General features: G+C 56.6%; 23 protein-coding genes. 14 read left to right on the forward strand and 9 right to left on the reverse strand.

What is annotated here, in order from left to right; genetic code table 11:
- Window positions 1–94: 94 nt before the first annotated feature.
- The 9 genes from IPM31_13530 (at window position 95) to queA (ending at window position 7,828) form a co-directional block, all read left to right on the forward strand.
- Window positions 95–2,527: an ABC transporter permease gene (locus tag IPM31_13530; protein MBK9007999.1), complete on the forward strand. Its 2,433-nt coding sequence runs from the start codon at window positions 95–97 to the stop codon at window positions 2,525–2,527.
- A 220-nt stretch (window positions 2,528–2,747) separates the two neighbouring features.
- Complete coding sequence (locus IPM31_13535) at window positions 2,748–3,914, forward strand: efflux RND transporter periplasmic adaptor subunit (protein MBK9008000.1); 1,167 nt, start codon at window positions 2,748–2,750, stop codon at window positions 3,912–3,914.
- Between the two features lie 130 nt (window positions 3,915–4,044).
- Complete coding sequence (gene ruvB, locus IPM31_13540; protein ID MBK9008001.1) at window positions 4,045–5,064, forward strand: Holliday junction branch migration DNA helicase RuvB; 1,020 nt, start codon at window positions 4,045–4,047, stop codon at window positions 5,062–5,064.
- Between the two features lie 51 nt (window positions 5,065–5,115).
- Window positions 5,116–5,391: an AbrB/MazE/SpoVT family DNA-binding domain-containing protein gene (locus tag IPM31_13545; protein MBK9008002.1), complete on the forward strand. Its 276-nt coding sequence runs from the start codon at window positions 5,116–5,118 to the stop codon at window positions 5,389–5,391.
- Window positions 5,378–5,767, forward strand: coding sequence for a type II toxin-antitoxin system VapC family toxin (locus IPM31_13550; GenBank protein ID MBK9008003.1), 390 nt, complete (start codon window positions 5,378–5,380; stop codon window positions 5,765–5,767). The genes IPM31_13545 and IPM31_13550 overlap by 14 nt, the downstream gene beginning before the upstream one ends.
- Window positions 5,768–5,771: 4 nt before the next feature.
- Window positions 5,772–5,999: a DUF2905 domain-containing protein gene (locus tag IPM31_13555; protein ID MBK9008004.1), complete on the forward strand. Its 228-nt coding sequence runs from the start codon at window positions 5,772–5,774 to the stop codon at window positions 5,997–5,999.
- A 72-nt stretch (window positions 6,000–6,071) separates the two neighbouring features.
- Window positions 6,072–6,317, forward strand: coding sequence for a hypothetical protein (locus IPM31_13560; protein ID MBK9008005.1), 246 nt, complete (start codon window positions 6,072–6,074; stop codon window positions 6,315–6,317).
- Window positions 6,318–6,319: 2 nt separating this feature from the next.
- Complete coding sequence (locus IPM31_13565) at window positions 6,320–6,727, forward strand: type II toxin-antitoxin system VapC family toxin (protein ID MBK9008006.1); 408 nt, start codon at window positions 6,320–6,322, stop codon at window positions 6,725–6,727.
- A gap of 36 nt (window positions 6,728–6,763) precedes the next feature.
- Window positions 6,764–7,828: a tRNA preQ1(34) S-adenosylmethionine ribosyltransferase-isomerase QueA gene (gene queA, locus IPM31_13570; GenBank protein ID MBK9008007.1), complete on the forward strand. Its 1,065-nt coding sequence runs from the start codon at window positions 6,764–6,766 to the stop codon at window positions 7,826–7,828.
- Here queA and IPM31_13575 read toward each other — a convergent pair.
- Entirely contained in the window at window positions 7,776–8,771 is a 996-nt protein-coding gene (locus IPM31_13575) for a patatin-like phospholipase family protein (protein ID MBK9008008.1), read from the reverse strand. The two genes, queA and IPM31_13575, sit on opposite strands and share 53 nt — an antisense overlap.
- Window positions 8,772–8,796: 25 nt before the next feature.
- Here IPM31_13575 and IPM31_13580 point away from each other — a divergent pair, with 25 nt between their 5' ends.
- The 5 genes from IPM31_13580 to ndk all read left to right on the forward strand — a co-directional run bounded on the left by IPM31_13580 (window position 8,797) and on the right by ndk (window position 15,664).
- Entirely contained in the window at window positions 8,797–9,483 is a 687-nt protein-coding gene (locus IPM31_13580; protein ID MBK9008009.1) for a uracil-DNA glycosylase, read from the forward strand.
- 30 nt (window positions 9,484–9,513) lie between these two features.
- Window positions 9,514–10,548: a cysteinyl-tRNA synthetase gene (locus tag IPM31_13585; protein ID MBK9008010.1), complete on the forward strand. Its 1,035-nt coding sequence runs from the start codon at window positions 9,514–9,516 to the stop codon at window positions 10,546–10,548.
- A gap of 79 nt (window positions 10,549–10,627) precedes the next feature.
- The gene (locus IPM31_13590) at window positions 10,628–11,923 is read left to right on the forward strand and encodes a thymidine phosphorylase (protein MBK9008011.1); all 1,296 of its coding nucleotides are present in this window, start codon (window positions 10,628–10,630) and stop codon (window positions 11,921–11,923) included.
- A gap of 33 nt (window positions 11,924–11,956) precedes the next feature.
- Entirely contained in the window at window positions 11,957–15,151 is a 3,195-nt protein-coding gene (locus IPM31_13595) for a tetratricopeptide repeat protein (protein MBK9008012.1), read from the forward strand.
- Between the two features lie 60 nt (window positions 15,152–15,211).
- Window positions 15,212–15,664, forward strand: coding sequence for a nucleoside-diphosphate kinase (gene ndk, locus IPM31_13600; GenBank protein ID MBK9008013.1), 453 nt, complete (start codon window positions 15,212–15,214; stop codon window positions 15,662–15,664).
- A gap of 137 nt (window positions 15,665–15,801) precedes the next feature.
- Here ndk and IPM31_13605 read toward each other — a convergent pair whose 3' ends face one another.
- From IPM31_13605 to IPM31_13640, 8 genes are all read right to left on the reverse strand, one after another.
- Window positions 15,802–16,707: an EamA family transporter gene (locus IPM31_13605; protein ID MBK9008014.1), complete on the reverse strand. Its 906-nt coding sequence runs from the start codon at window positions 16,705–16,707 to the stop codon at window positions 15,802–15,804.
- The gene (locus tag IPM31_13610) at window positions 16,704–17,450 is read right to left on the reverse strand and encodes an SGNH/GDSL hydrolase family protein (GenBank protein MBK9008015.1); all 747 of its coding nucleotides are present in this window, start codon (window positions 17,448–17,450) and stop codon (window positions 16,704–16,706) included. The genes IPM31_13605 and IPM31_13610 overlap by 4 nt, the downstream gene beginning before the upstream one ends.
- Before the next feature lie 82 nt (window positions 17,451–17,532).
- The gene (locus IPM31_13615) at window positions 17,533–18,219 is read right to left on the reverse strand and encodes an esterase (GenBank protein MBK9008016.1); all 687 of its coding nucleotides are present in this window, start codon (window positions 18,217–18,219) and stop codon (window positions 17,533–17,535) included.
- Window positions 18,216–18,935 (reverse strand): glycerol-3-phosphate acyltransferase, encoded by a 720-nt coding sequence (locus tag IPM31_13620; protein ID MBK9008017.1) that lies wholly within the window; start codon window positions 18,933–18,935, stop codon window positions 18,216–18,218. The genes IPM31_13615 and IPM31_13620 overlap by 4 nt, the downstream gene beginning before the upstream one ends.
- Entirely contained in the window at window positions 18,932–21,355 is a 2,424-nt protein-coding gene (locus IPM31_13625; protein MBK9008018.1) for a hypothetical protein, read from the reverse strand. The genes IPM31_13620 and IPM31_13625 overlap by 4 nt, the downstream gene beginning before the upstream one ends.
- Complete coding sequence (locus IPM31_13630; protein MBK9008019.1) at window positions 21,352–23,937, reverse strand: FtsX-like permease family protein; 2,586 nt, start codon at window positions 23,935–23,937, stop codon at window positions 21,352–21,354. Before IPM31_13630 ends, IPM31_13625 begins: the two co-directional genes overlap by 4 nt.
- Before the next feature lie 100 nt (window positions 23,938–24,037).
- Entirely contained in the window at window positions 24,038–24,793 is a 756-nt protein-coding gene (locus IPM31_13635; protein MBK9008020.1) for an ABC transporter ATP-binding protein, read from the reverse strand.
- A gap of 3 nt (window positions 24,794–24,796) precedes the next feature.
- Window positions 24,797–26,179 carry a BCD family MFS transporter gene (locus IPM31_13640; GenBank protein ID MBK9008021.1) on the reverse strand — a complete coding sequence of 461 codons (1,383 nt, stop codon included), beginning with the start codon at window positions 26,177–26,179 and terminating at the stop codon, window positions 24,797–24,799.
- Window positions 26,180–26,183: the final 4 nt, after the last annotated feature.

Raw genomic sequence — 26,183 nt, forward strand, 5'->3', positions numbered from 1 at the left:
GTGGTGGTCTCGATACGCCCTTCGCTATCGCTTCGGGCTACTCGACCACCGTACATAAAAAATCGTAAATCTGAAATCGTAAATCAAAAATCGTATGAAACCTCGTTGGCGAAAAGTTCTGCATGACCTCATAGATAACAAAGCCCGCACACTGCTGGTGGTATTTTCCATTGCGGTGGGCGTGTTTTCGATTGGCGTGATCGCGGGCGCGTATCAGATCATCTCGCAGGATATGGGCGTGTCGTATGCGGCGAACGTGCCAGCCAACATCGAACTGCGGATGACGAACTTCAACGAAGACGTTCTCGATTCCATTCTCAACCAGCCGAACGTGAAAGATGCCGAGGCGCGGCGCGTGTTCAACATGCGCGTGCGCGTGCCAGGCACCGAAAAATGGGTGACGCTCGACATGAACGCGTTCGAGAGTTTTGAAGATAACAGCATCAACTTGTTGACCCCGCTCGAGGGCGCGTCCATCCCAGCAAAGCGCAAAGTACTGCTCGAACAAAAAGCGTTGACCAACCTCGATGTGAACGTGGGCGACCTGCTCGAATTTCAACTCCCCGACGGTTCGATAAAAACTTTGCCAGTGACTGGAATTGTGCAAGACACCGCCTCCGCCGCAGGGGACTTCCTCGCCTCGCCGTTCGGATACGTCACCATGGATACGCTTCCATACCTCGGTCAGCCTGAGTCGTTCAACCGAGCCTTGGTCACCGTGACGGGTGACGGCGACGACATTGCCTACGTCCGCGAGGTGGGCGCGGCATTGAAGGAGAAACTCGAAAACAACGGACAACTTGTCGTCCGTTCGCGGTTTTCCGAATCGCATAAACATCCGCTGGCAGATACGATCAACGCGGTGCTCGGCATCCTGTTGGCGTTGGGAATTTTGATCGTATTCCTCTCCAGTTCGTTGATCGCCAACACGTTGAGCGCGTTGTTGAACCAACACTTGCGGCACATCGGCGTGATCAAGCTCGTGGGCGGACAGCGCAATCAAGTCTTCGTGATGTACATTACGCTCATCATGGCGTTCGGAGTCATCGCGTTGCTGATCGCGGTCCCGTTCGGCGGCGCGGGCGCGTATGGTCTGGCGGAATTCATCGCCAACGAACTGAATTTCAATTTGCTCGGCTATCGCATCGTGCCGCTGGCGTTCCTGATTCAAATCCTCGTCGGCTTGTTTGTTCCGCTCATTGCGGGGCTCGCGCCTGTGGTCAACGGATCGCGTATCACGGTGTTGCGCGCTCTCAGCGGTGGGTTGGCTGACGACGAGCGACCAGCCCGAAGCGGCGAAGAGAAGCGTCTGTCGCGGCTGGATTGGATCCAAGTCAAGGCGACGCGTCTGCTTGCCGCGCGCGGAATCCACATCCCGCGTCCGTTCGTCATATCACTGCGCAACACATTCCGAAGAAAGAGTCGGCTCATGCTGACGTTGTTCACGCTGACGATGGGCGGCGCGATCTTCATCGCGGTCTTCAATGTGCGCGTGTCGTTGCACGAGTACATCGGGCAGATCAGCAAATATTTTTCCGCCGATGTTTCGCTGGATTTCGATGAGCCGTATCGTTTGCGAGAGATCGAACAAATTGCGATGAAGGTGAACGGCGTGGAGCGCGTGGAGGGTTGGCAGTTCGTGAGCGGTGAACTGCTCGACGCGAATGGGGACGTGATGGAGAATCTCAACATGTTCGGTCCGCCCGCGGACAGCGGACTCGTCCAGCCGAATCTTTTGGATGGGCGTTGGATCCGCGCGGACGATGTGAAGAAACTTGCCATCAGCGAAAGCGCGCGTAAATATTTTCCGAATCTCAATGTCGGCGATCAGGTGCATCTCAAGATCGAAGGGCGTGAAGAACTGTGGGAAGTGATCGGCATTTTTCAATTCATGGATCGCGAGGGCGTGCTGGCGTACGCGCCGTACGAATATGTTTCGCAGATGAACGATCTTGCGAACCGCTCGTATTCATTCAGGCTCGAAACGGAAGAACACAGCCGCGCCTACCAAGACGCCAAAGCCGAAGAGTTGGATAAATTCTTCCGCGATCAAGGTTTCAAAGTCCGCGTGGCAGAGTCGGGACGCGCGTCGTTGGATACGGCGGTGGAGAGTCTCGACACGCTCGTCGTGTTCCTGCTCATCATGGCGATCCTCACCGCCATCGTCGGCTCAATGGGACTCACAGGCACGATGGGCATGAATGTCCTCGAACGCACGCGCGAGATCGGCATCATGCGCGCCATCGGCGCAGACGATCGCGCCGTAATGCGGACGGTCATCGCCGAGGGCATCGTGATCGGCATGATGTCGTTTGCGCTCGCGGTGATTCTTTCCATCCCATTTTCGTATTTGCTGTCAACCATCGTCAGCCTCGCAATTTTCCAATCGGCAATTGACGTGGTCTTCACGTATCAAGGTTATGTCATCTGGCTCGCGCTGGTGTTGGCGCTCTCGACCCTCGCAAGCGTCATCCCTGCCCGCAACGCGGCGCGGCTGACGATCCGCGAGGTGTTGGCGTATGAATGAGGTAAACACGTAAACAGGTAGACAAGGAAACAGGTAAACACGGTGGTCGAGTAGCCCTGAGCGCGCTGAGCGGAGCGCTAGCGAAGACGAAGCGTCGAAGGGCGTACCGAGACCACAAGTATTCATGAAATATAAAGTTTGAATCTAGCCTGCTGGTTTCGATACGGGCTTCGCCCTACTCAACCAGCGAATTTATTATGGAAACAGAAAGAAGGATGCAATGAAAAACAAAACGAAAATTTTTATGATGATCTCCCTCATCGCCGCTTTGATCCTGACCGCCTGCGCGAATCAGGCGACGGGGACGCCTGCTCCTGCTTCGGAGAGCGTCGCGGCGTCTGAGGGCGTGATCGCCGAAGGGCGGCTCGAACCCGTCCACGCGGCGAACCTGACGTTTCGAGCAGTTGGCATCGTGGAATCGGTCAACGTGATGATCGGCGATTCGGTGAAAAGAGGCGATGAGTTGGCGCGTCTCTCGAATGCCAGCGTCGCGGAAGCGCAATTCCGCGCCGCGAATCTCGAGCTGGTCGGCGCGCAACAAGCGTTGGACTCGTTGAACCGCAACGGCTCTGCAAATCTCGCCGCCACATGGACGGCTTACATGAACGCGCAGGAAGTCCGCGAGACAGCCGAGCGCGAGTGGGAAGATTTGAACGTTGACTCCATCGAAGACCGCATCGAAGACGCGAGAGCCGACGTGGAAGATCGCAACGCCGATCTGCAGGACGCGAAGGACGAGTTTGGTAAGTACAAAGATTTGGATAAAGACAATTCCAAGCGCGTGACTGCCGAAGACGCGCTCGAAACCGCGCGGGAGGATTACAACGAAGCGATTCGCAATCTGGATGAGATCACGCGTGAGCGCGATACCGTCCGCGCCGCGTTGGATGCCGCGCTTGGGACCGAAGCCGAAGCGAAATATCAATACGAAACTTCCGCCAGCGGAGTTAACGAAGATCAACTTGCCTTGGCAACCGCTCGTTTGGAGAACGCGCAGGCGCAAGTGACAGCGGCGCAGGCGAATCTTTCCAATTATGTTCTCACCGCGCCGTTCGATGGAGTCGTCGCTGAGGTGGCAGTCAAAGCGGGCGAGCAGGTTTCCCCTGAGACTCGAATCGTGAGCGTGGCGGATACGTCCGCGTGGGTGATCGAGACGACCGACGTGACCGAACTCGAAGTGGTGAAATTGTCCGTTGGGCAAAATGTCACGTTCACTGCCGATGCGTTGCCTGATGTGACGATGAATGGCGTTGTCACAGAGATCAGCGGTTCGTCCGTGTTGCAAGGCGGTGACGTGATCTACACTGTGCGAATCGCGGCGCATGATGTTGATCCGCGCCTGAAGTGGGGGATGACAGTGGAAGTTACGTTCGAGCCATCGGAATAATTTCATTAGCCACAGAGAACACGGAGACCTTTGAGAAAATCTCAGAATCTCTGCGCGCTCTGTGGCTAGGTTTGTCATTTCCTGTCGGGCGGCTCATTGGGTCGCCCGTTTTATTTGCTATAATCCCTCCATGCCGAAACAACGCCCTCTCGACCCCGAATCGAAACCCGACGACCGCGTGGACAACGCGCTTCGGCCGCAACAACTTGCCGACCTCATCGGTCAGGATCAAGTGAAAGAGAATCTTTCGATCCTCATTGATGCGGCGAAACATCGCGGCGAGGCGTTGGATCATGTGTTGTTTTACGGTCCGCCTGGTTTGGGCAAGACCACGCTCGCGCATGTGTTGGGCAACGAGATGGGCGTCAACGTCAAGGTCACGGCGGGTCCCGCCATCGAACGCGCGGGCGATCTCGCCGCCATCCTCACCAACCTCCGCGCGGGCGATGTCATTTTTATTGATGAAATTCATCGCCTCGGACGCGCGGTGGAGGAAGTGCTCTACCCCGCGATGGAAGATTTCTCGTTGGACATCGTCATCGGCAAGGGACCCTCGGCTCGTTCTCTGCGCCTCAAACTGCCTCGCTTTACTGTCGTCGGCGCGACAACCCGACTGGCTCTCGTCACCGCGCCGTTGCGCGCGAGATTCGGCGCGGTCTATCGTTTGGATTATTACGACATCGAAGCCATGCGTCAAATTGTCGCGCGCGCCGCAGGGATGCTCAAAGTCTCCGCTGACGAATCAGGCATAAGGGAAGTGGCGAAGCGGGCGCGTGGGACTCCGCGTATCGCGTTGCGACTCCTGCGCCGCGTCCGCGACTTTGCCCAAGTCCGCGCAGATGGGACGATCACGCAATCCGTCGCGAAAGAAGCGTTGGACTTGTTGCAAGTGGACCCGCTCGGGCTCGACGATGTGGACCGCCGCGTCCTGCGGACGATCATCGAAAAATACAACGGCGGACCCGTCGGCTTGAACACCATCGCCGCGTCCATCAGCGAGGAACAGGACACGATCATGGACGTGGTCGAGCCATATCTTTTGCAACTCGGATTTTTAGACCGCACGCCGCAGGGACGCGTCGCGACAAAGTCCGCGTATGAGCATTTGGGGTTGGATTATGTGGAAGAGGGTCAGCCGAGGTTGTTGTAGGGGCGGGGTTTTCCCGCCCAGTTGTATAATGGCGTTGTATCGGAGGTTCGCATGGTCGTTACGAAGATCACTCAAAAATATACGTTGAGCATTCCCGATGAATATCGAAAAGCGTTACCTGCGGGGCAGGAGGTGGCGATCACGATTGATAAATTGGGACGCATGGTCGTCACTCCCATCGAGAAGATTCGCGAAGCGCTGGCTGAAAGTTTTGGGATGTGGGCGGATCGAACTGACATTTCCGCCGACTCGCTTAGGTATGTGCGTGAAATTCGCAAAGGATATCGTTTAGATTCGACGCGGACCGACTCGGATGAAACTGATTGACACCGATATTGCCATTGACCATTTTCATGGTCATCGCCAAACGTTCGAGTATTTCACCCAAACATTGGCAGACGGTGAAATTCTAGCCATGTCGGTGGTGAGCCTGACGGAGATTCTGGCGGGGATGCGCCCTGGTGAACAAGAGCGAACCGAGAAATTATTTAACCTGTTTCTCGTTATTGATGTGGACGAAGCAATTGCTCGTAAAGCGGGAGAGTACTTAAATCAACACAGAGCTGTGCGCAAGATGGAATTGGCAGATGCCCTGATCGCGGCAACCGCATTTGTTACGGGCGCTGAGGTGGTGACAAGAAATGTGAAGCATTATCCAATGGGGGACGTGCAGATCGCATCGCCGTATGAACGCGGAAGTTAGAGGCATGGATTCCGTTGCCCGCTACTTGATGCTCGGCGGAATTATCCTCTTCCTTATCGGCGGAGGCGCCTACCTCGCCGCGAAATTCGGCTTGCCGCTGGGACGGTTGCCGGGTGACATTCGCATCGAAGGCGAGAACGGCTCGTTCTATTTTCCGATTGCATCTTCGATTTTGGTGTCGGTGGTGTTGACCATTGTCCTCAATTTAATCTCTCGCTTTATACAAAAATAATATTGCAAACCTCCCCAAATCCTCCTTCGTGCGCTCGGTGTATAATTACCGCATAACGAAAGGCTATTTACTATGGCAACTCCACGCTTGGTTACTCCTGCTGGAAAAACAATAGAGCTCTCTCCAGAAACCTACAGGCAAATCCAAAAGATTTTGCGCGCTAAGAAACCTGCAATGTCGAAGGCGCAGCGTCTTCGACATATCGAAGCGACATATGGAAAATACGCGGGGAAGAAATCCCTGACACAGGCGCTGCTCAGAGAGCGAAAAGAGGAATTGGCGCGTGAAGAAGCCAAGATCAAGCGATTCCGATCATAAAGATGGCGCAATTTTTTGTGTTGGACGCATTCGCCTTGGTCGCTCATTTTGAGGCTGAGCTCAGTGGAGAAAAAGTAACTCAGCTATTAAAAGATGCGGGAGATGGGGAAATAAGTCTTGCAATGAGCATGATGAATGTTGGAGAGTTGGTTTATATCGTCAGCCGTGAGCAGGGAATCGATAAAGCCAAAACTGTATTAGCAGATTTGCAAGCCTTCCCGATTGCTTTCTATGATGCAACCGAAGAAAGAATCCTTGCCGCGGCATGGCTAAAAGCGAAATACCCAATTTCCTATGCCGATGCTTTTGCCGCGTCTCTAGCTATTGAATTAAATGCCTCTTTGGTTACAGGTGATTCTGAATTCAAAACGTTCAAAGAAAAACTCTCTTTGTTCTGGCTTGATCAGTAAGCGTTTGGATGCAGGGACATAGATCATTCAAACGAAATGCAAACCTCCGACTTCGACTACAACCTCCCCGAATCTTCTATCGCGCAGACGCCTGCTGAGCCGCGCGATTCGTCGCGCTTGTTGGTGTTGCATCGTGAGAGTGCAAAATTGGAGCATCGCATCTTCCGCGATGTGACGGATTACCTCAACGCGGGGGATCTGCTGGTGTTGAATCATACGCGCGTCATCCCTGCGCGGATCTTTGCGCGGAAGGAAACTGGCGGGCGAGTGGAACTCTTGTTATTGCGCCGCCGAGATGAAGTCACATGGGAGGCGTTGGTCGGAGGAAAAGGTCTGCGCGTAGGCAGGGTGGCGAAAGTGGACGAGGGACCCGAAGTTCAGATCATCGAAGAATTGAACGGATCGGAGCGCTTGATAAGATTCTCCGAACCCATCGAGCCGTATTTTTCCACAGTGGGGAATGTGCCGCTTCCGCCGTACATTCACGAAAAATTGGATGACCCCGAACGTTATCAAACGGTCTATGCCAAAGAGCCCGGTTCCGCTGCCGCGCCGACGGCTGGACTCCACTTCACGCCGCGCTTACTCGAAGAGTTGCAAGTCAAAGGTATAAGAGTCGCCTATGTTACATTGCATGTCGGCTTGGACACTTTCGCTCCGGTGAATGAAGATAACCCCGAAGAACACAAGATCCACAGCGAATGGTGCGAGTTGACTCAAGAAACAGCGGATGCAATTAACGAAACCCGCGCGCGAGGCGGGAGAGTTGTTGCGGTGGGAACAACATCGGTGAGAACGCTTGAATCCGCCGCCAGCCCTTCGACTTCACTCAGGACAAGTCTCCAGTCTCCAGTCTCTGAATCTCTAATCTCTAATTCTCCAATTCTCCCTTTCCTCGGTCCCACCTCTCTCTACATCCTCCCCGGCTATCAATTCAAGATCGTGGACGCGATGATCACCAACTTTCACCTGCCCAAGTCCACGCTGTTGATGTTGGTCAGCGCGTTCGCGGGGCGCGATATGATTCTCGCCGCCTATGCAACTGCGGTCAGCGAGGGTTATCGCTTCTATTCGTTCGGCGACGCGATGCTGATTTTGTAGTCTGCGCTTTGTTCATCTTGGGCACTCGCGGAGCAGGCGCCATCTCGGCTTCATCAACTTGATCCTTTAGCAAATGATTCCCCATTTCTTCGCCATAGATCAGCAGTTCGGGCGACTTGTGGTAATCGTCCACGGCGATGGGTTCTTTCAGATCGACCTGATAACGCCGAAAATCCAGGTCGGGATACATGGTTTTCACCAGAATGATCTGTTGGTCGCTGGCGTCTTGTGAGTGTGTTTCAAGAACTTTTGGCAGCCATTGGATCGCGCTGTAGCGAGTCGGTTCGCCCACTTTGATATGTTCGGGGGCGCGCCCGGTGCCGAGGCTGATGAGCGTGGTCTCGCTATGTTTCCAATGCAGGATATGTGTCAGCTCATAGGCGGCTAAGAAGCAGGGGTTGTCATACGAGCCGATTCCCCCGTCAGTGAAGCGGCCGTCTAAAACTGGAAAATAAGTAGGCGCGGCGGACGAAGCGAGGACGGCATCTAGCACGCTCCAACTCTGATATTCTTCCGACCACGATTTGATAAAACGCGTTCGATTCGAGACGAGGTCGTAGGTGGTTGTCACTAGCGCGGTCGAAGGGGATGCGTTCCACAAGTCGCCGAGAGTCTTGCCCTTCACGATCTCTCCAAATTGCTGAACGAGCGGTTCGCGCGAATAGCGATAGCCGCGAACCAGCCACAACATTGTCCAGAATGATCTGCGAAACAAAACGGGACACATATTAAGATAGAGTTGAAGGAGGCTCGTTGCGTCCGCGCCGCTTGCGATTCCCGCCGCCAGCATCGAACCCGTGGACGTTCCGGCGCACAGTCGGAAGATCTGATGAACTGATTTGCCGACCTCAGCCTCCAGCATGGTCAGGGCTTTGGCTGGGATGATGCCGCGAACGCCGCCTCCGTCGATCGCAATGGCAACGTTTTTACGCAAAGGCTTCATCTTGGCTCCTGATACAATCGAAGGTATGAAACTTGATGAGTTGAATGCCGAGATTATAACCTGCCGCAAATGTCCACGTCTCGTTGCGTGGAGGGAGGAAGTCGCCCGCGTCAAGCGCAAGGCGTATCGCGATCAGGAATATTGGGGCAAGCCGGTGCCGGGATTTGGAGACCCGAAAGCGCGCGTCCTCGTGGTGGGACTCGCCCCCGGCGCGCACGGTTCGAATCGCACTGGACGCGCGTTCACCGGCGACGCGTCGGGCGGGTTTTTGTACCCGGCGTTGCACAAGGCTGGGTTTGCGAATCAGGCTGAGGCGACGTCGAGAAGCGACGGTCTTCGTCTCAACGAGTTATACATCACCGCTGTCGCGCGCTGCGCTCCGCCAGATAACAAGCCGAGTCTCGAAGAATTGAATACCTGCCAGCCGTATCTCGAACGTGAATTGGAAATTATCAAGCCGAAGGTGATCGTTTGTCTTGGTCGTATCGCGTTCGAGAGAATTTTGAAAATCTATTCGATCCGCAATTCGGAATGGAAATTTTCTCATGGAGCGGTGTATCCATTGCCGTCTTCATCTTTCATCCTTCATAATTCATCCTTGATCTGCTCCTATCATCCCAGCCAGCAAAATACGTTGACTGGGAGGCTGACCGTGAAAATGTTCGATGCGATTTGGGCGAAAGCAAAAGAATTGCTGAAACAAGAATCGTAATAGATGAATTAACCGCATCATCCAATTGATATGACGATCGGACAAATCGCATTTCTCGGCTCGGGTGAAACTTCGCTGGCGGGCGGACGTATTTTTGAATCGCTTGCAAAACGGATCAACGATCCGCTTCGCATCGCGTTGCTTGAAACGCCCGCAGGTTTTGAACTGAACTCGTCGCAGGTGGTTGGCAAGGTGGGGGAGTTTATGAAGACTCGTTTGCAAAACTACAAACCTATCGTGGATGTCGTCTCTGCCCGCAAGAAAAATTCCGCGTTCAGCCCCGATGATCCTGAGATCGTAAAGCCATTGTTGTGCGCAAACATGATCTTCATGGGACCGGGCAGTCCCACGTACGCGATTCGCAATTTGCAAGGGACTCTCGCGTGGGATGTGATTCGCGCCCGCCATCGCCTCGGCGCCACGTTGATCTTTGCCTCCGCCGCCACGATTTCCATCGGCGCCCACGCGCTGCCGGTGTATGAAATTTACAAAGTGGGGCAGGACGTTCACGCGGTGGATGGGTTGAACCTCTTCGGCGATTTCGGCTTGCACATTTCATTCATCCCGCATTGGAACAACGCCGAAGGCGGCGCGGACCTCGACACGAGCCGCTGTTTCATCGGCATGGATCGCTTCGCCGAATGGTGCGACCTCGTCCCGGTCGAAAATCAAACCATCGGCTTGGATGAGCACACCGGTCTCGTCGTGGACATTGAGTCGAATCAATGCGAAGTGAGCGGGGTGAGCAGTGTGTCCATTGTCCGCGAATGTGACCCGGAGATGTACCCAACTGGCTCGAAGTTCAAACTGAGCGAGTTGGGCGAGGTGGAGATTCCAAATCCGCTTGAAAAAGATATTCCGCCTCATGTGTGGGAGATGGTTGTCAGCGCGGCGACTCTAGGGGATGACAACCCTTCGGATGAAGTGACCGCGCTGGCGGAAGAACGTCTCGCCGCGCGGGTGAATAAAAATTGGGCAGAGTCGGATCGCCTGCGGGATAAAATTTCCGCGCTGGGGTGGACGGTGCAAGACGCGAAAGATGGATACAAATTAGTGAAATCATAAAAGTAGGTCACGCTTCAAGCGTGACCTACTTTGCAGAATCGGATACAATAAATTTGCAATTCTGAACAAGGAGCCTCCCATGCGCGCTGTAGACATCATCATCAAAAAACGCGACAAGATCGAACTTACCCGCGAAGAGATCGAATTTTTCATCAAAGGATTTGTGTCGGGCGACGTGCCTGATTATCAAGCGTCGTCATTTGCGATGGCGGTCATGCTCAACGGCATGACGCCGCGCGAGACCACCGACCTCACGCTGGCGATGGCGTATTCAGGCGACACGCTCGACCTGAGCGACGTAGTTGACCTCGCCGTAGACAAACACTCTTCGGGCGGCGTGGGAGATAAGACCAGTATCACGGTTCTTCCCACCGTGGCGGCGTGCGGACTGCCCGTCGGCAAAATGTCGGGGCGCGGACTGGGCTTCAGCGGCGGCACGCTCGACAAACTCGAATCGATCCCCGGCTACCGCGTGGACTTATCCACCGAAGAATTCAAAAAACAACTCAAAGAGATCGGCGCGGTGTTGACCGGTCAATCCCTGGCGTTGGCTCCAGCCGATGGAAAACTGTACGCCCTGCGCGATGTGACGGGAACCGTCCCTTCGACGCCGCTGATCGCTTCATCTATTATGAGCAAGAAGATCGCCGCCGGGGCGCAAGCAATTGTGCTGGATGTGAAGGTGGGACTCGGCGCGTTCATGGCAACTCTCGATGAAGCGCGTGTGCTTGCAAAACTCATGATGGACATCGGCAAGCTGGCGGGGCGCGAAACAATTGCCCTGCTTTCCGATATGAATCAACCGTTGGGACATGCGGTGGGGAATTCGCTTGAAGTGGTTGAAGCGATTGAAGCCTTGAAAGGCGGAGGTCCGCATGACTTCCGCGAACATTGTTTGCATGTGTGCGCCCACTTGCTGGTGATCGGCAAACGCGCCAAAGATTTGGGCGACGGGCGCGCCCAAGCCGAAAAAGCGATGGCGAACGGCTCTGCCCTCGAGAAATTCCGCTTGTTGGTGCAGGCGCAGGGCGGCGACGTGTCCTACGTGGACGACACCTCCAAATTCCCGCGCGCGAAATATGTCGAGGTGGTGGAGTCGCCGATGGACGGGAGCCTCTCCCAAGTCCATGCGCGAAGCGTGGGCGAGGCGTCGGTCATCCTCGGCGGCGGACGCGCGAAGAAATCCGATGCGATCGATCACGCGGTTGGCATCGTCGTCCATCACAAGGTTGGCGATAAAGTTCAAAAGGGCGAACCGCTCTTCACCATCCACGCCGACGATGAGGCGAAACTGGCGGAGGCGCGCGAAATGACTCTCGCCGGGCATACATGTAGCGCAGATGACGTCCAGCCGTTGCCGTTGTTCTACAATTAAGGTGAGTTATAATAGCGGCAGGAGTTGACACTCATGGCGAAAATATCCCTGCGGGCATACAACCGCGAAATCGAAACCATGTTAGACCGCGGTCAGGTGGACGAGGTAGTGGCTCATTGTCTTCACATCCTGAAATCTCATCCAAAACATCTTGACACGTACCGCCTGCTCGGCAAGGCGTACCTCGAAATGAAAAAATACGGCGACGCTGTGGATATTTTCTCGCGCGTCCTCGTGTGCGCGCCGAGCGACTTTGTCTCGCATGTGGGCATGGGCATCATCCGCGATGAGGAGAATAAACTCGATGATGCCATCTGGCACATGGAGCGCGCTTTTGAAACCCAGCCCTCGAACGCCGCCGTGCAAAGCGAACTGCAACGACTGTATATGGCTCGAGGCGATTCGCCGTCTCCGCGCATTCGCATGACGCGCGGCGCGCTTGCCCAGATGTATGTGAAAGGGGAGTTGTACCCGCAAGCGATCTCTGAAATCAAGAGCGTGCTTGCCGAAGATCCCGGGCGCAGTGATATGAGCGCCCTGCTGGCAAAAGCCCATTACAAAAGCGGGCAAAAGACCGACGCCGCGGAAGCGGCTTCCTCCTTGTTGAGGCGGTATCCGTATTGTTACGATGCCAATGCCGTGCTCGTCGAAATTTTCAGCGCGGATAAACCCGACAACGTGCAAGCGTACCGTCAACGGGTGATTGAACTTGACCCCTACGCCGCGCATGTGAGCGGCTCGCTCTTCGATACCTCCAAAGCGCCCGACTCTGCCATCTCGATCGAGAAACTCGATTGGAGCGGCCAGCCTGTGGGGATGCCGGCCGATTGGCGCGAATCACGCGGGATCAGCCTGGAGCCGAAAGATGAACCTGAACCAACCTGGCTCTATAAAGGATTTGAGACGGAGACTCAAGTTCCGCCTCAACTCGCCAGTGCGGCTGTTTCACCATCGGACGACAACATCCCCGACTTTCTGAAGGATGCCGGCTGGGGTCAATCGACAGGCGAGTTCGATGAAAGTAAAGCGTCTCTTGTCAGCGAAGAGGAGACACTGCCTCCCACTGCCGCCGCCCCTCTGGCGGCTGGAGAAATGCCCGATTGGGTGAAGCAACTCAAACCGGCGGATGAATCGCCCGCGTCTGTCCCGGCGCAGGAGTCCGAATCCACCCCGGATTGGATGAATCGTATCGATCCCAGCATCCTGCCCGGGAAAGAATCGGCATCCTTTGATGAATCTCCAGATTGGATGAAAGACCTCGGTCAACCGGCGAACGCCTCAGGCTCTGCGTTTAGCGATGAGCCCGATTGGCTGAAACCGCTGGGCGGCACAGAGGCTAACGCCGCGCCGCAGTCCTCAGCCTCCGAACAACCCGATTGGCTGAAATCATTTGGCGAAGAGCAACCAGCCGCACAACCCGCCGCAACCGAACAACCGGATTGGATGAAGTCGTTCGCTGAAGAAGAAAATGCCCAGCCTGCCGCGACTGAACAGCCGGACTGGATGAAATCGTTAGGCACCGAGAGTGTGAGTCAACCCACTGCGAGCGATCAACCGGATTGGTTAAAGAATATGGAAAGCGAGTCTGCCATGCCCACTCCTGCCCAACCTGCCGAGGAACTCAACTTTCTCGATGGGGTGGGAGAGCAACCCACAGCGGTGGAAGGTCCGTCTGTTGCGGCGCCGATGGGCGCCGCTGGCTTGACGCCGCAGTCGGAAGATGATGCTTTTGCGTGGCTGGAGAGCCTGGCTGTCAAACAAGGCTCCACCGAGGGGTTATTGATGAAACCCGAGGAACGCTCCTCGGAAGAACCGGAATGGGTGAAGCAAGCGAAGGGGTTGACTGATGAGCCTCAGCCCGAAGCCAGTGTTCCGACGATGGCGGCGCCCGAAGTGACAGCCGAAGTACCCGCGCCTGCGGTGGAAGAGCCGGCAAAAGTTCCAAGCGCCGAAGACGATGCCTTCGCGTGGTTGGAGAGCCTCGCCGTCAAACAAGGTTCCACCGAAGGGTTGTTGATGAAACCCGAGGAACGTTCGGCGGAAGAGCCTGATTGGGTGAAACTAGCAAAGGAAACCGGTGAGTCTGCACCGGTGGAAATGCCTGTGGCGCAAGAGTCGCAATCTGCGGTGGATACGGGCATGTGGCTGAAGAGTCTGGACGATGAAGCCCCGGCAAGCGAGCCGGTTGCCGAAAGTAAAGCCGATGAAACCGCCATGTGGTTGAAGAATTTGGACGCGGAAACCCCGGCAAGCGAGCCGGTTGCCGAAAGTAAAGCCGATGAAACCGCCATGTGGTTGAAGAATCTGGACGCGGAAACCCCGGCAAGCGAGCCGGTTGCCGAAAGTAAAGCCGACGAAACTGCCATGTGGCTGAAGAGCTTGGATGAGCCTAAATCTGAGCCGCTTTCTGGTTCGGGAGATGTTGATGTCTCGAGTTGGTTGCAAAATCTGGAAGAGTCGGAGACCACGCCCGAGCCTATGGTTGAACCCGCAACAGGTGACGATTTACCTTCATGGTTGCAAAGCGCTGGGGAGGGCGACTCTGCTGTGGCGGCAGAAACAGAACTCCCTGTGAGCGCGAGCGCAGACGAACAATGGCAGGGACAAGGCGAGCCGGTGGCTGAGTTGGAAGAGGCGCCGCGGCCCAATACCGGCAGTCTGCCCAGTTGGTTGAGCGGAGTCGATGAAGAAGACAAACAACCGCTGACCGGCGAACTCCCCTCATGGTTGAGCGACGATAGCGGTGAGGCGATTGCCGAGCCGACGAAGATCGAACCGACACGCGCCGAGGAATGGCAACCCGCCGAAACACCGGCGCCGGTATCGTTTGAGGAGCCGAAGGAAGAACCGAAAGCGGAGCCAAAGCCCGCGCCGCGCAAACCCGCCGTAAAGAAGGCGGAGCCGCGCCCGGCAACGCCGGTATCCACCTATCAGGAACCTGTCACTCGCAAAGCGACGGGCATGTTGACCGCGCCTGTCGATATGACGCTGGGCAACGCGCGTAATGAACTCTCGCGCAGTAACATCCCTGGCGCGCTCGAGACGTATGCGAAGCTCATCAAGAAAGGCAAGTATCTCGATGAGGTGATCTTCGACCTGCGCGAGGCATTGTACCGTTACCCGGTCGAGGTGAGTATTTGGCAATCGTTGGGCGACGCGTATATGCGCGCCAACCGTTTGCAGGACGCGTTGGATTCGTATACGAAAGCGGAAGAGTTACTTCGTTAAATCAGACCTCACAGGTCTCGAAGACCTGTGAGGTCTAAAAATTATTATTTGGAGGAATCTGTGGAACGTTCGCTCGTGTTAGTTAAACCCGATGGTGTGCAGCGCGGATTGGTCGGCGAGGTGATCGCTCGTTTTGAGCGGCGCGGACTGCGACTGGTCGGCGCAAAATTTATGCAGGTGAGTTTGGATCTGGCGAAACAGCATTACGCGGAGCATGAGGGGAAGCCGTTCTATGACGGTTTGATCGCGTACATCACGTCCGCGCCGGTGATGGCGATGGTGTGGGAGGGACCGAACGCGGTCGCCGCCATCCGTCAGACGGTGGGTTCGACCAAGCCGGTCGAGTCGGCGCCCGGCACGATTCGTCACGACTTTGCGCTGGAGGTGGGACGTAACCTCATCCACGCTTCGGATAAGCCCGAGACTGGCGTCCGCGAAACTGCGTTGTGGTTCAAGAACGATGAACTCGTGGATTGGACGAGGGATGTGGATCGGTGGGTGTTTGAGAAGTAGAAGAGCAGAGATTAGAGATTGGGGTGTGTGTAATTGGTAAGCCTGCCCTGAGCCTGTCGAAGGGTGGTAATTTGTACTTGGAGAATTAGAGAATTGGATATTCATCCCGCTGGCGAGAGTCGGCGGGATATTTGTTTTTATGAGTCTGTTAGATTCCTCGGCGATGGAAATTTCCTGAGTTGCACGATCAATGTCCCTATGCCTGTTACGACCAAGCCGATAATTTCTTTGCTCGTGATGTTTTCTCCGATGAATAAGTAGGCAAGGATGGGAACCCAGATCATCATCGTCCCGCCGATGACGCTGGATTGGGTTGCGGTCAGCGTGCGGAGGGTGTGATTCCACAGTGTAAAGGCGAAGGCGGTGTTTGCCAGCGCCAGCCAGAGGATGATGCCCCAGCCTTGCAGAGTCATCACCGGCGGTTGCTCGATGGCAAAGCCCGCCACAAGTAAAAGGATGGAGCCTGCGCCCATGCTGATGACTGTCACAAGAAGGGGATGATGCGCCTCCGCGCGGTTGATCTCTCTGCCCAGCACAGATGAAATCACATTTGTCGTCATGCCGGCCAGGCCGACGATCACGCCGACCATTTGACTTTGCCGAATGGAGACCGGCAGGAAGTAGATCATCGCGCCGCTGATCGCCAGCAGGATGCCACCCCACTGCAACCAGTTTGGTTTTTCGGAAAGCCAGAAAATACTCAACGTCGCCACGCCGATCGTGCTGAAACTCATCAGCAGGTTGGTTGTCACTGCGGGGAGGTAGTCCAGCGTGACGAAGACCGCTCCCTGCGTGGCGGCGTACATGAGGATGCCGAGCAGGACTAGTCTTTGCCACATCCTTTTCGAGAGTTGCTTTACCTCATGTTTTGCCTCGCTGAAAAGTAAGAACACTGCCAGAATGAGGAAGGCGGTGAAATATCTCAGCCCTGCAAAGGTGATCGGCGGTATATCTTGCAGCCCGATTTTGACAAACACCCAGGAGGTTGCCCAGAGGAATACGACGAATAACGCTTGAAAGACAGCGATGCGATGAGATTTCATTTTGGTATTTTGAGACTCTCCAGTAATTTTACAAGCTCAGTGTTTAATGCGCTGTAGCCAGCGTCATTTACATGTAGAAGATCGCGCGCGTATCCGCTTTTCACGTTGCCTTCAGGGTTCGAAAGGATGCCCGCCGCGTCGAAAACGACGACGCCCTCGGCTTGGTAATTCAGAATGAAGCCGTTGACCCGGTCGATGGCTTCATAGACTTCGTCTGACCAGACGAGGCGACGCGCGAGCGGAACATTCCCAGACGTGGGAAAGACCGTCGTCAGGATGACAACCGAATCAAGCCCGCGCGATTTCTGGATGATCGCTTCGATGTTATTCTCGCACGCGGCGATGATTTCATCTTTTGAGTCGGGAAACAGCGGAATAGTTTTCAGGTCGTTCACGCAAACCTGGAGGATGATCGCATCGGGTTGCAGGGGTTGAATATGCTCCTCGAATCGGAGCAACACCTGCGCCGACGTTTGATTGCCGATCCCTCGATTGATAAAAGCGTACTCGTCAGTCTGGGGGGCGATCCATTGCGCCGCTCGTGAATCGCCGTAGAAAACCACCGTTGGCTTGTCTCTGGTGGTCTGGTCCGTTGCCTCTTGAAAATATGACAGCCCGATGGGGTCGAGTTGCGAATTGTAGAGCAAGGCGTAATATTTTCGTAGTTCCCGATACAGAAAAACGTTGGTTGTGAGTAACCCGAGGATCAACATCAACAACAACCAGATCATGATAATTTTCATTCGATGCGTCACAGTCACCTTCTTGCGATGGATGCTCTCAAACTATCCAGCTACGCAACTATCAGACTACCCAACTACGTGACTACCCAACCGCCCTCCACCACTCCTCCACAAGGGACGGCGTCCCGTACCATAAATTGCCTTTCAAGCCAAAATGATGCGCGCCCTCCAGCACGATCTGCTCGGACCCTTTCAGCAAAGCGGACTCGATCGGCACGAACCCGTCGCCCCATGCAGAGCCGTCTCCGCATAGGCGTTTGTATACGCCATAGAGTCGACGCTCCGCAGAGGAACCCTCGCGCTTGCCTTGCAGGGATTTCCCCGCCACCGAAATATATTTCACCTGCGGCGCGAAGAACGCATCGGGGTACATGGCATTGACCCGGTTGCGCAACCTGCCGCCGCGATGGTTGTAATGCGGACTTCCCAACGTGACCAGCGTATCCACCCATTGCGCGCCGTTGAACGCGCGCCCGCTAAAAGGCTTTGCGCCGAGGTACAGCCGCGCCATCACTCCGCCCGAGCTGTGACCGACAACTGTCACTTTGCCGGTGGCGGAAAACTTCACCGCCTCGCGCGCCGCCTCATCCAATTTGCGGATGACGAGCGCCCAGCCCGCGGCAGTGACCGTCGTCAGCCAATGATGCGTGCGCGCCTGCGCAATGAAGACTCGTTGCCCGCTGACGCGCGCGATCTCCTCCGCCATCCCCGCGTAGATGGCGGGAACGCTGAGGAAGCCGCCGAGAAAAACTACAGGCTGTGGATTCACTTGCTATCGCGAATCAGCTTCAATCGCTTGGCGAAGCGGTAGATGCCGCGTCCCATGCCGGTCAGTTGCACCGTCTCGCCGATATCCGCGCCAAATCCGCGCCGCCTCAAGTCGAGGTATTGTTTGATCTCGGGGATCATCGAAAAAAGAAAGATCAAATTGGCGGCAAGACCGTACCACACATACGCCATCTCGTGCGTGCGGAACCAAAGCCAGATCACCAACAACCACAAGCCGGAGAGATACGCCACGAGCAAATCGCGGATCACGATGATGCCCAACAGCATCCCGCCGAAGAAGGTGACGAATGTGCCAACCCAGTCTACGGTGAACATGGCGCCGTACACGGCGGTCAATCCGCGCCCGCCTTTGAAGCGATACCACACGGGCCACACGTGACCGACCATACCCCCCAGCGCGGTGACGAGGAAATAAAATTCGCCGGGATATTGCGTTTTGAAATACAGCGTGGGCAGAGCCACTTTGAGCATATCGAGCATGGCGGTGAGGAACCCGAGTTTCGGACCTCCCTGCATCGAAAGCGTGGTCGCGCTCGTCACGCCCACTTGGAATTTCTCATCGGTGTTTTGAATGCTGAGCCTCACATTCGAGGGGTCGATGCCCGGCGCAAAGAGCCGCGCCACCACGCGCGCAAACGAGACCGAGCCAAAGAGATAGCCGATCCCCGCCGCTATCAAGACCAAACTTGTATTCATGGTTGAGCCTCCTGATTCAAATATACGCGCCCTTGCGCGCCATCCACAAGAATCCATTCGCCTTCGCGCGCGCGTTGCGTGGCGCGCTTCACGCTGACCACGGCTGGCAAGCCGTATTCGCGCGCCACGATGGCGGTGTGCGAAAGTTGCCCGCCCGTTTCTGCCACAATGCCGCCGATGCCGGCCAGCAGGGGTGTCCAGCCCACATCGGTGAAGGGCACCACGAGAATATCTTCGCGGCTTAGGTCCTGGGGCGCATGCGCCGGGTCGCGCACGATCCGCGCCCGCCCGAGCGCCACGCCCGCGCTCCCGCTGATGCCGGTTAACACATCGGATGATTCGCCCTCGACTGTTTCACCGCGCCGGACCGATACGCCCCCGCGAATAACCTCCGGCGGATCGAACTCCGCGTCTCTCGCCAATTCAAACTGCCTCGCCGCCACCAGCCGATTCGCCTCCTCCTCGTCCATCCCCTCGCGGGCAAGCCTCAGCGCTTCCTCGTGGCTGAGGAAGAAAATATCGTCACGCGCCCGGAGTTTTCCTCGTGTGACCAATTGTTCTGCCAGGGCGAGATACACGCGCCGCATGAGATGCGCGTCCTCCGAGATCAACTGGCTGGCGCGTTCGCGCAGATCGATGTACTTCAGCGTTGCGGCGTGCAGGCGCTCGAACCGCCTGCGCTGAACCGCCGTGAGATGCGATTTCACTTTTTTGAGCGCGAACGCCTGCCGTTCCGCCGTATTGGTAAAGGTGGGGTTGGGCTGGTTGGCAAGCCTGCCCACCATCTGCCACAACATCGACGGCGTTTCGCGCCAGGAGGGCAGTGAAAAATCGGTGCCGTTCGCGCTGAGGAAACCAAACCGCGCTTTGAAATTTTCCATGGCGGCAAGCAGGCGTTTGCCATCCTCGTTCCTGTTCAGCGATGCTTGAATCGCGGCGGTCTCGCCGGCGGCAATGATTTGTTTTTCATGGCTGTTCAAAGCGCGGACGAGGTTCGCCATGTCCAGCAAGGCTTGGTTTGCGCCAAGCGCATGAGATGGCGACGAGCCGTTCAACAAGTCGCCAGGCGACACCTCCGGCGCGTTGCGCTGAACCATCCTTCCCAGCATGCGGTTGCGCACGCTCATATTCAACGCTGTAATGAACACATTCCACTGCGCTTCTTTATGATACCTCTTCAACTGCTCGAGCGCGGCTAGCAATTCTTCGATCCCCAGCGTGGAGGTTTCCAACCGGCGGAACGGCTCGAGTTCCGTATGGCGGCGCGAGATGAACGTCTCGGCGCTGGGCGCGATGCGGCTGTTCCGCCACACGAAACGGATCAAACGGATTTTTTCAGGGAGGTTGTTAAAAGAGAAGAATGATCTGCGCGCGTTGGTTGGCTTCTCGCCGCGCGTGACAGTCTCGAAGAAGTTGGCGGGCAAGCCAATCTTTTCGCAGGCTTTGCCGAGCACGGTCACGTTGGCGTACACCCGCGAGTTGATGCGCCGCACCAGTTTGGACGTATCCACCCTGCCTTTGCCCAGCAGTTCATCGAAGATGCGTGTGAAGACATTGTCCACCATGGCGGTTGTGGTGGTGGACCACACCAGCGGTTTGACCAACCCCGGCACCATTTCAGAAACGAACCGGTTGGAGTACGTGTCGCGGTCTTGAAGCGTGGTGATCGGGCGGGCTTGCAAAAGAAGAAAATCGCGCCCATCCCATGCCCATTCCACATCTTGGGGCGAGCCGGCTTTCACCCCCACCTGCCGAACGATACGCGCAAATTCGACTGCCTGCTCCTCGGTCAGCGAGGGAGCGTCCGCCGAATGTGTCAGCGAGTCGATGATTCGATCCTCCGCCGAAACGACCCAGCGATCCGGGTTCACCATGCCAGAGGCGACCACATCGCCCAACCCGCGCACTGCTTCGATAACGACCAGGTCCTCGCCGGAGATCGGGTCGGCGGAAAATGCCACACCTGCCGCGCGCGCCTCCACCATCCGTTGCACCACGACCGCCATCGAAACATCGAAGATGCCGTTGTGTTGTTTGATATATTCGCTGACGCGCGGGTTCAACATCGACGCCCAACACGCGCGGACGGTTTTCACAACCTCGTCCGCGCCTGTGATGTTGAGATGAGTGTCCAATTGACCGGCGAACGAAGCCTCGGCGCCATCTTCCCCGACCATCGAAGAACGGACGGCGACGCGCCCGCCAAGTTTTTTATACGCCGCGCGAATCGTCGCGTCGATTTCGGGTTGAAGCGCCGCGCTCCCGAATTGACCGTCCAGAAAGGCTGCGGTGGTGACGATGAAGCCCGGCGCGGTGCGGAATCCCTGCTGGGCGATCCATAATAAACTCAGCCCTTTGCCGCCCACGTCTGACTTGGCGGCTTGACTCTCAGCATCCAGCGGGGTGATGTACGATTTCATTCGAATTGAATCGCCTCGATGATTCGTAATCGCGCCGCGCGCGCCGCGGGGAGGATCGCCGCCAATTGCGAGACGAACAACGCGATGATCAGGCTCACAACGATTCCCTGCGTGGGGAGGATGTAGGTCAGGTCGTAGCCCGCTGTGGAATTCACGGTCGAGATCACCACCCGCGATTGGAACAAGCCGAAGAGCAACCCCAGTCCGCCGCCGATCACGCCGATGAGCAGGGCTTCGGCAAGGATCATCTTGATCATCTGCCAGCGCGTCATACCAAGACTGCGCAACATGCCGAGTTCGCGCGTGCGTTCGAGCACGTTCATGGTCATGGTGTTCACCACGCCCAGCGACGCGACGATCATGGCGATGAACGCCAACACATCGAACAGACTGCTGGTTTGCCCGATCAGGTTTAGCGCGCTGGATTTCAGCGTCTGGTTCGATTGGATGGTCAGGTTGCGGCGCTTGCCGTAGAGTTTGTCGATCTGTTGTTGCACGGCGGTTTCGTCGGCGTCTGTCTCCACTTGCACAAGATACGCGCTGGCGTCGTTGACCTGGAAGTATCGTTTCAAGTCGCGCCAACTGCCTTGCACGACCATGCCGCGATTGTAATAATCCACCACAATGGCGGCAATTTTGAATTTTCGTTCACCGCGCCTCGTTTTCAGCGTAAGCGTATCGCCCTGCTTTAACCCATATTTTTCGGCGAGCACGCTCGAAATGAAAATGGTATCCCCACCGGCAAGTTGGGCAAGGAAGTCTGCCGGCTCGCCTACGCTGTCGGTGAACGCGAACGAGGTGACCTGCGAATACGACGCGGGGTCGACGGCGGTGAGGGCAAGCGGCTCAGTTTCCCCGTCGGGTTTGACGCGCTTGATGTCGAGGTAGCGGATGGGAGTCACCGCGTCTACCCCGGGGACAGCGGCTAACTTCGCCTGTAGATCGTTCCGCATGGGGATGGAGGAGAACACGAAGAGGTCGCCGCCGATATACACGTCGATCCAACTGCGGATGTCGCGGTCGAAGGCGATGGTCACCGCGCGGATGCTGAGGATCATTGCCACGCCGATCATCAGCGCGGCGACGGTGAGCGCGGTGCGCCAGCGCGAACGCTCGATGTTGCGGCTTCCCAGTTGCCCCTCGCGCCCATACATGCGACGGACTGTGGCGCGCGTGAAGCGTTCCCATAAACCAACCGAGGCGGGGATGAGCAACGCGCCGCCGAACATCATGCCGAGCACTGCCATGTTGTTGATGCGGCTTCCAAACGGTTCGGGGATGGGGAGCAGAAAGATCACGATGAGCGAGATCAGCATGAAGGCGGCGCCCACTCGCAGTCCGCGTTGGATGGCTGTGGTGTCGTCGCTGTTGCCGCGGATGCGCAACGCCTCAAGCGGAGAGATGCGCCCCGCCTGCCACGCGGGGATGACCGTTGCCAAGAGCGTGACGATCATGCCGATGCCCGCGCTGGTGACCAGCGCCGAAGCGGGGATGGCGACATCGCTCACATCTTGCGCGAGGAAAACCTCGGTCACGCGGATCAACCCTCGCGCGAGTAAAATTCCCAAACCGATGCCGATGGCAGAGCCTGCGATGGAGAGCGTGACCGCCTCCAGCAGGATCTGTTTCATCACTTGCCAGCGGGTCATGCCGAGCGTGCGCAACATGCCGATCTCGCGCGTGCGTTCGATGACGGTCATCGAAAAGGCGTTGTAGATCAGGAATGCCCCCGCAAAGATGGCGATGATGCTGAAAATGTTCAAGCCGGTTTGATATCCGCTCACCATTTGCGAGACGCGCTTGCCTTGCGTGGCGGGGAAGATCACTGAATATTGCACGCCAATGCGGTCTTGCAGGGCGGTTTTCAGCGCGTCCAGTTCCTGCGGCGAGCGGTTTTCCTCTGCGGCGAGGATATCCACCTGGTCGAGTTCGTTGGGGCGTTCGAAGATTTTTTGCGCCGTGTCGAGCGGAACGACTCCGAATGCGCCGTTGTTTAACTGTCCCGGTCCCTCGCGCGAGATCAAGCCGATGATCTTCAAGCGGGCGCTCCCCGCCGGTGTGCGGATGGTGACGCTCTTCCCCAACTGTAGGTTGTTCTCTTCGGCGAACTCGCGCGCCAGCACGATGTGAAATTCGTTGAGGTCTTCGGTGAGGAACGTGCCTGCTTCGAGTTTGTAATCGCGCACCAGCGTGTCTTTTGCCGGGTCGATGCCGTATACCAGCAGTCCGCCCGGCACAATGCCGAAGAAACTGACATTGAATTCATTGCGTTGGGAATCGTCGGCGAGCAGGGTCTGCGATTGGATAAGCGGCACGGCGGCAGACACGCCCGCAACCGATTCGATACGATACAAAATCCCCTCGTCGAATCCACCCAGGGTTAGGTCGGCGTTGGTGACCACCAGGTTGGTTCTGCCGGAGGATTCGCTGAATAACCGCGTGATGGCGGCAAGCGTGCTTCGGTTGGTGATGTTGATGCTAAGGATCACTGCCACGCCAAGCACAATGCCAAAGGTGGTGAGCAGTGTGCGCAGGGGGCGGGCAATCAACGAGCGGATCGCCAGCAGGATGTTTTGTATCATGTTGGTTTCTCTGCGGCAAGAACCTGATTTCGCGATCTATTGATTCTGTGAAGCGATTGTTTTGCTTGATTCTCATCCGCGCTTCTTTTCGGACGCGAGGTTAATTCTGCTCGGGGAGGTTTTCCATCGTTTTGAGAATCGCGCTCAGGCGCTCAGCCACTTTCACCGCCTTCTTGAAGCGGAGTTCTTTGGCGATGAGTCCATCTCGCAGGAAGACTGCCCGATCGGCGTATGCCGCGGCGCGCGGATCGTGTGTGACGACGATGGTCGTTTGCTGGAGTTCGTCGCATGAACGGCGCAGAAGTTCCATGATGGCTGTGCTGTTCTTTGAATCGAGGTTGCCTGTCGGCTCGTCTGCCAGCACAATGGAGGGTTGTGTGACCAGCGCGCGGGCAATTGCCACGCGTTGTTGTTCGCCTCCTGAAAGTTGATCGGGCTTGTGGTGGCGCCGTCCCTCCAGCCCCACGTGTCGAAGTAGCGTGGTGATTTGCTCTTGATAAGCGTTCAGATCTTTGCCGTCGATGGTAAGAGGCAGAGCTACGTTCTCCTCAGTAGACAAGGTGGGTAACAAGTTGAAGAATTGGAAGATGAAACCGATGTTGCGGCGTCGGACGAGCGTCACTTTGTCGTCGTCGAGCAGGGAGAGTTGCATGCCCGCGAGAGTCACTTCGCCGTCGGTGGGGCGGTCGAGTCCGCCGATGAGATGCAGGAGCGTGGATTTGCCGCTCCCGCTCCTGCCCATGAGCGCGACGAACTCGCCTTTTTCGATGGCGAAATCCACGCCTGCCAGGGCATGAACGGTATGCTCGCCCAGTTGGAAGATTTTTCGCAGAGCTTTCGCTTCAAGGATCGGCATGGTTTATAAACCGAGTTCGGCGGTGGATAGGTCAGAGTCGGCGGAGAGGCGCCCAACGCGTTGCCCGAACCCGATCACGTCCACACGCGCGAGCGCGTAGATGGAAACTACAAGCCCGAGGGCTTCCAATAGGAAGATCAAGCCGTAGGTGGTGGTTGCCGAACCTGTGAGGGAGAGGAATACGTCGCGGAAAATGCCGCCGAGGGCGATGCCAACTCCACGAGAGAGGAGAACGCAGATCGTCCACAAGCCGAGGTACATTCCCGCTTCCGAGTCGGAGGTCATGGCGACGAGCAGGCTGAATGCGCCAAAGGTGTATAAACCAAACCCGGCGCCGAAGATCAGCAGTGACAGTTGCAATAAGCGCAGTTGCGCGCCAAACGCGGCGAGTGCCAGAATGCCCATTCCTGCCGCCATGATTCCCAGCCCGATCTTGGTCAGGCGCGTATTTTTTTCCGCGGCTCGCTTGCGGAAGCGGACTGCGCATCCGATCAGAAAGATCACGGTGGCGGTTTGCCAATAAGCGGAGTAGCGCGTGGTCTGTTCGATATCCTGCCCTAGCACGTGCGCACCGAAGGGTTCGAGGATCGCCTCTTGCATCCATGCGGCTAGGGTGGCGATTGCCAGGAAGGCGAAGAAGCGGCGCGTGTCCACATCCTGCCAGATTGTGCGGAGCGCTTTGCCGAAGTGGAGGGTGGATTCCGCGTTGCCCGCGCGGGGGTTGGCGAACCTGCGTTCGATTCCGGCAACAGCGAAGAACCAGAAGAACGCGCTGATCGCCATGACCGCGAGAGATACCGACCAGAACGTGTCGAGGTTGAATTCGCGCATGGCTCTGCCGAGGCTGATCGCCGCGATCGGGAACATGATGATCAGCGCCGTTTCGATCACGCTGACCGCGAACCCCTGGCGTTGTTTGGGAACAGAATCTCTTACGAGGGCAAGAAAGTTTCCGCCGGAGAGCAACGTGCCGGTGCCGTACATTAGGAAGCAGGCGATGGCGATCAGCCAGCCGCTTGGATCGTTGCGATCGGCGACGAAGCGCGACAGGCTGAGAGGCAACAACGGATAGGAAAGGACGATCAATAGTCGTCCGCCCCAGACATACGGCGTGCGATGGAATCCCAGCCATGGGCGCGTGTCGGACCAATAACCAGCCAGCAGGCTGAGAGGCGCGAGCAGGTAGCGCAGGGCGATCAACAATCCCACCGGCGCGGCGTTCAGCCCCAATTCGTTGATCATAATGCGGTTCCATACGCTGGTGACGAGGATATCTCCCAATGCGGAGCCGATTTGAAACGTTGATAACCGCAAGAGGCGCGCGAATCGATATGTCGCTTCGGCTGACCCTGTCTGCGCCGCCACCTTGGATGAGGTTGTGCTCATGGGA

This window comes from Candidatus Defluviilinea gracilis (assembly GCA_016716235.1).
Classification (GTDB): Bacteria; Chloroflexota; Anaerolineae; order Anaerolineales; family Villigracilaceae; genus Defluviilinea; species Defluviilinea gracilis.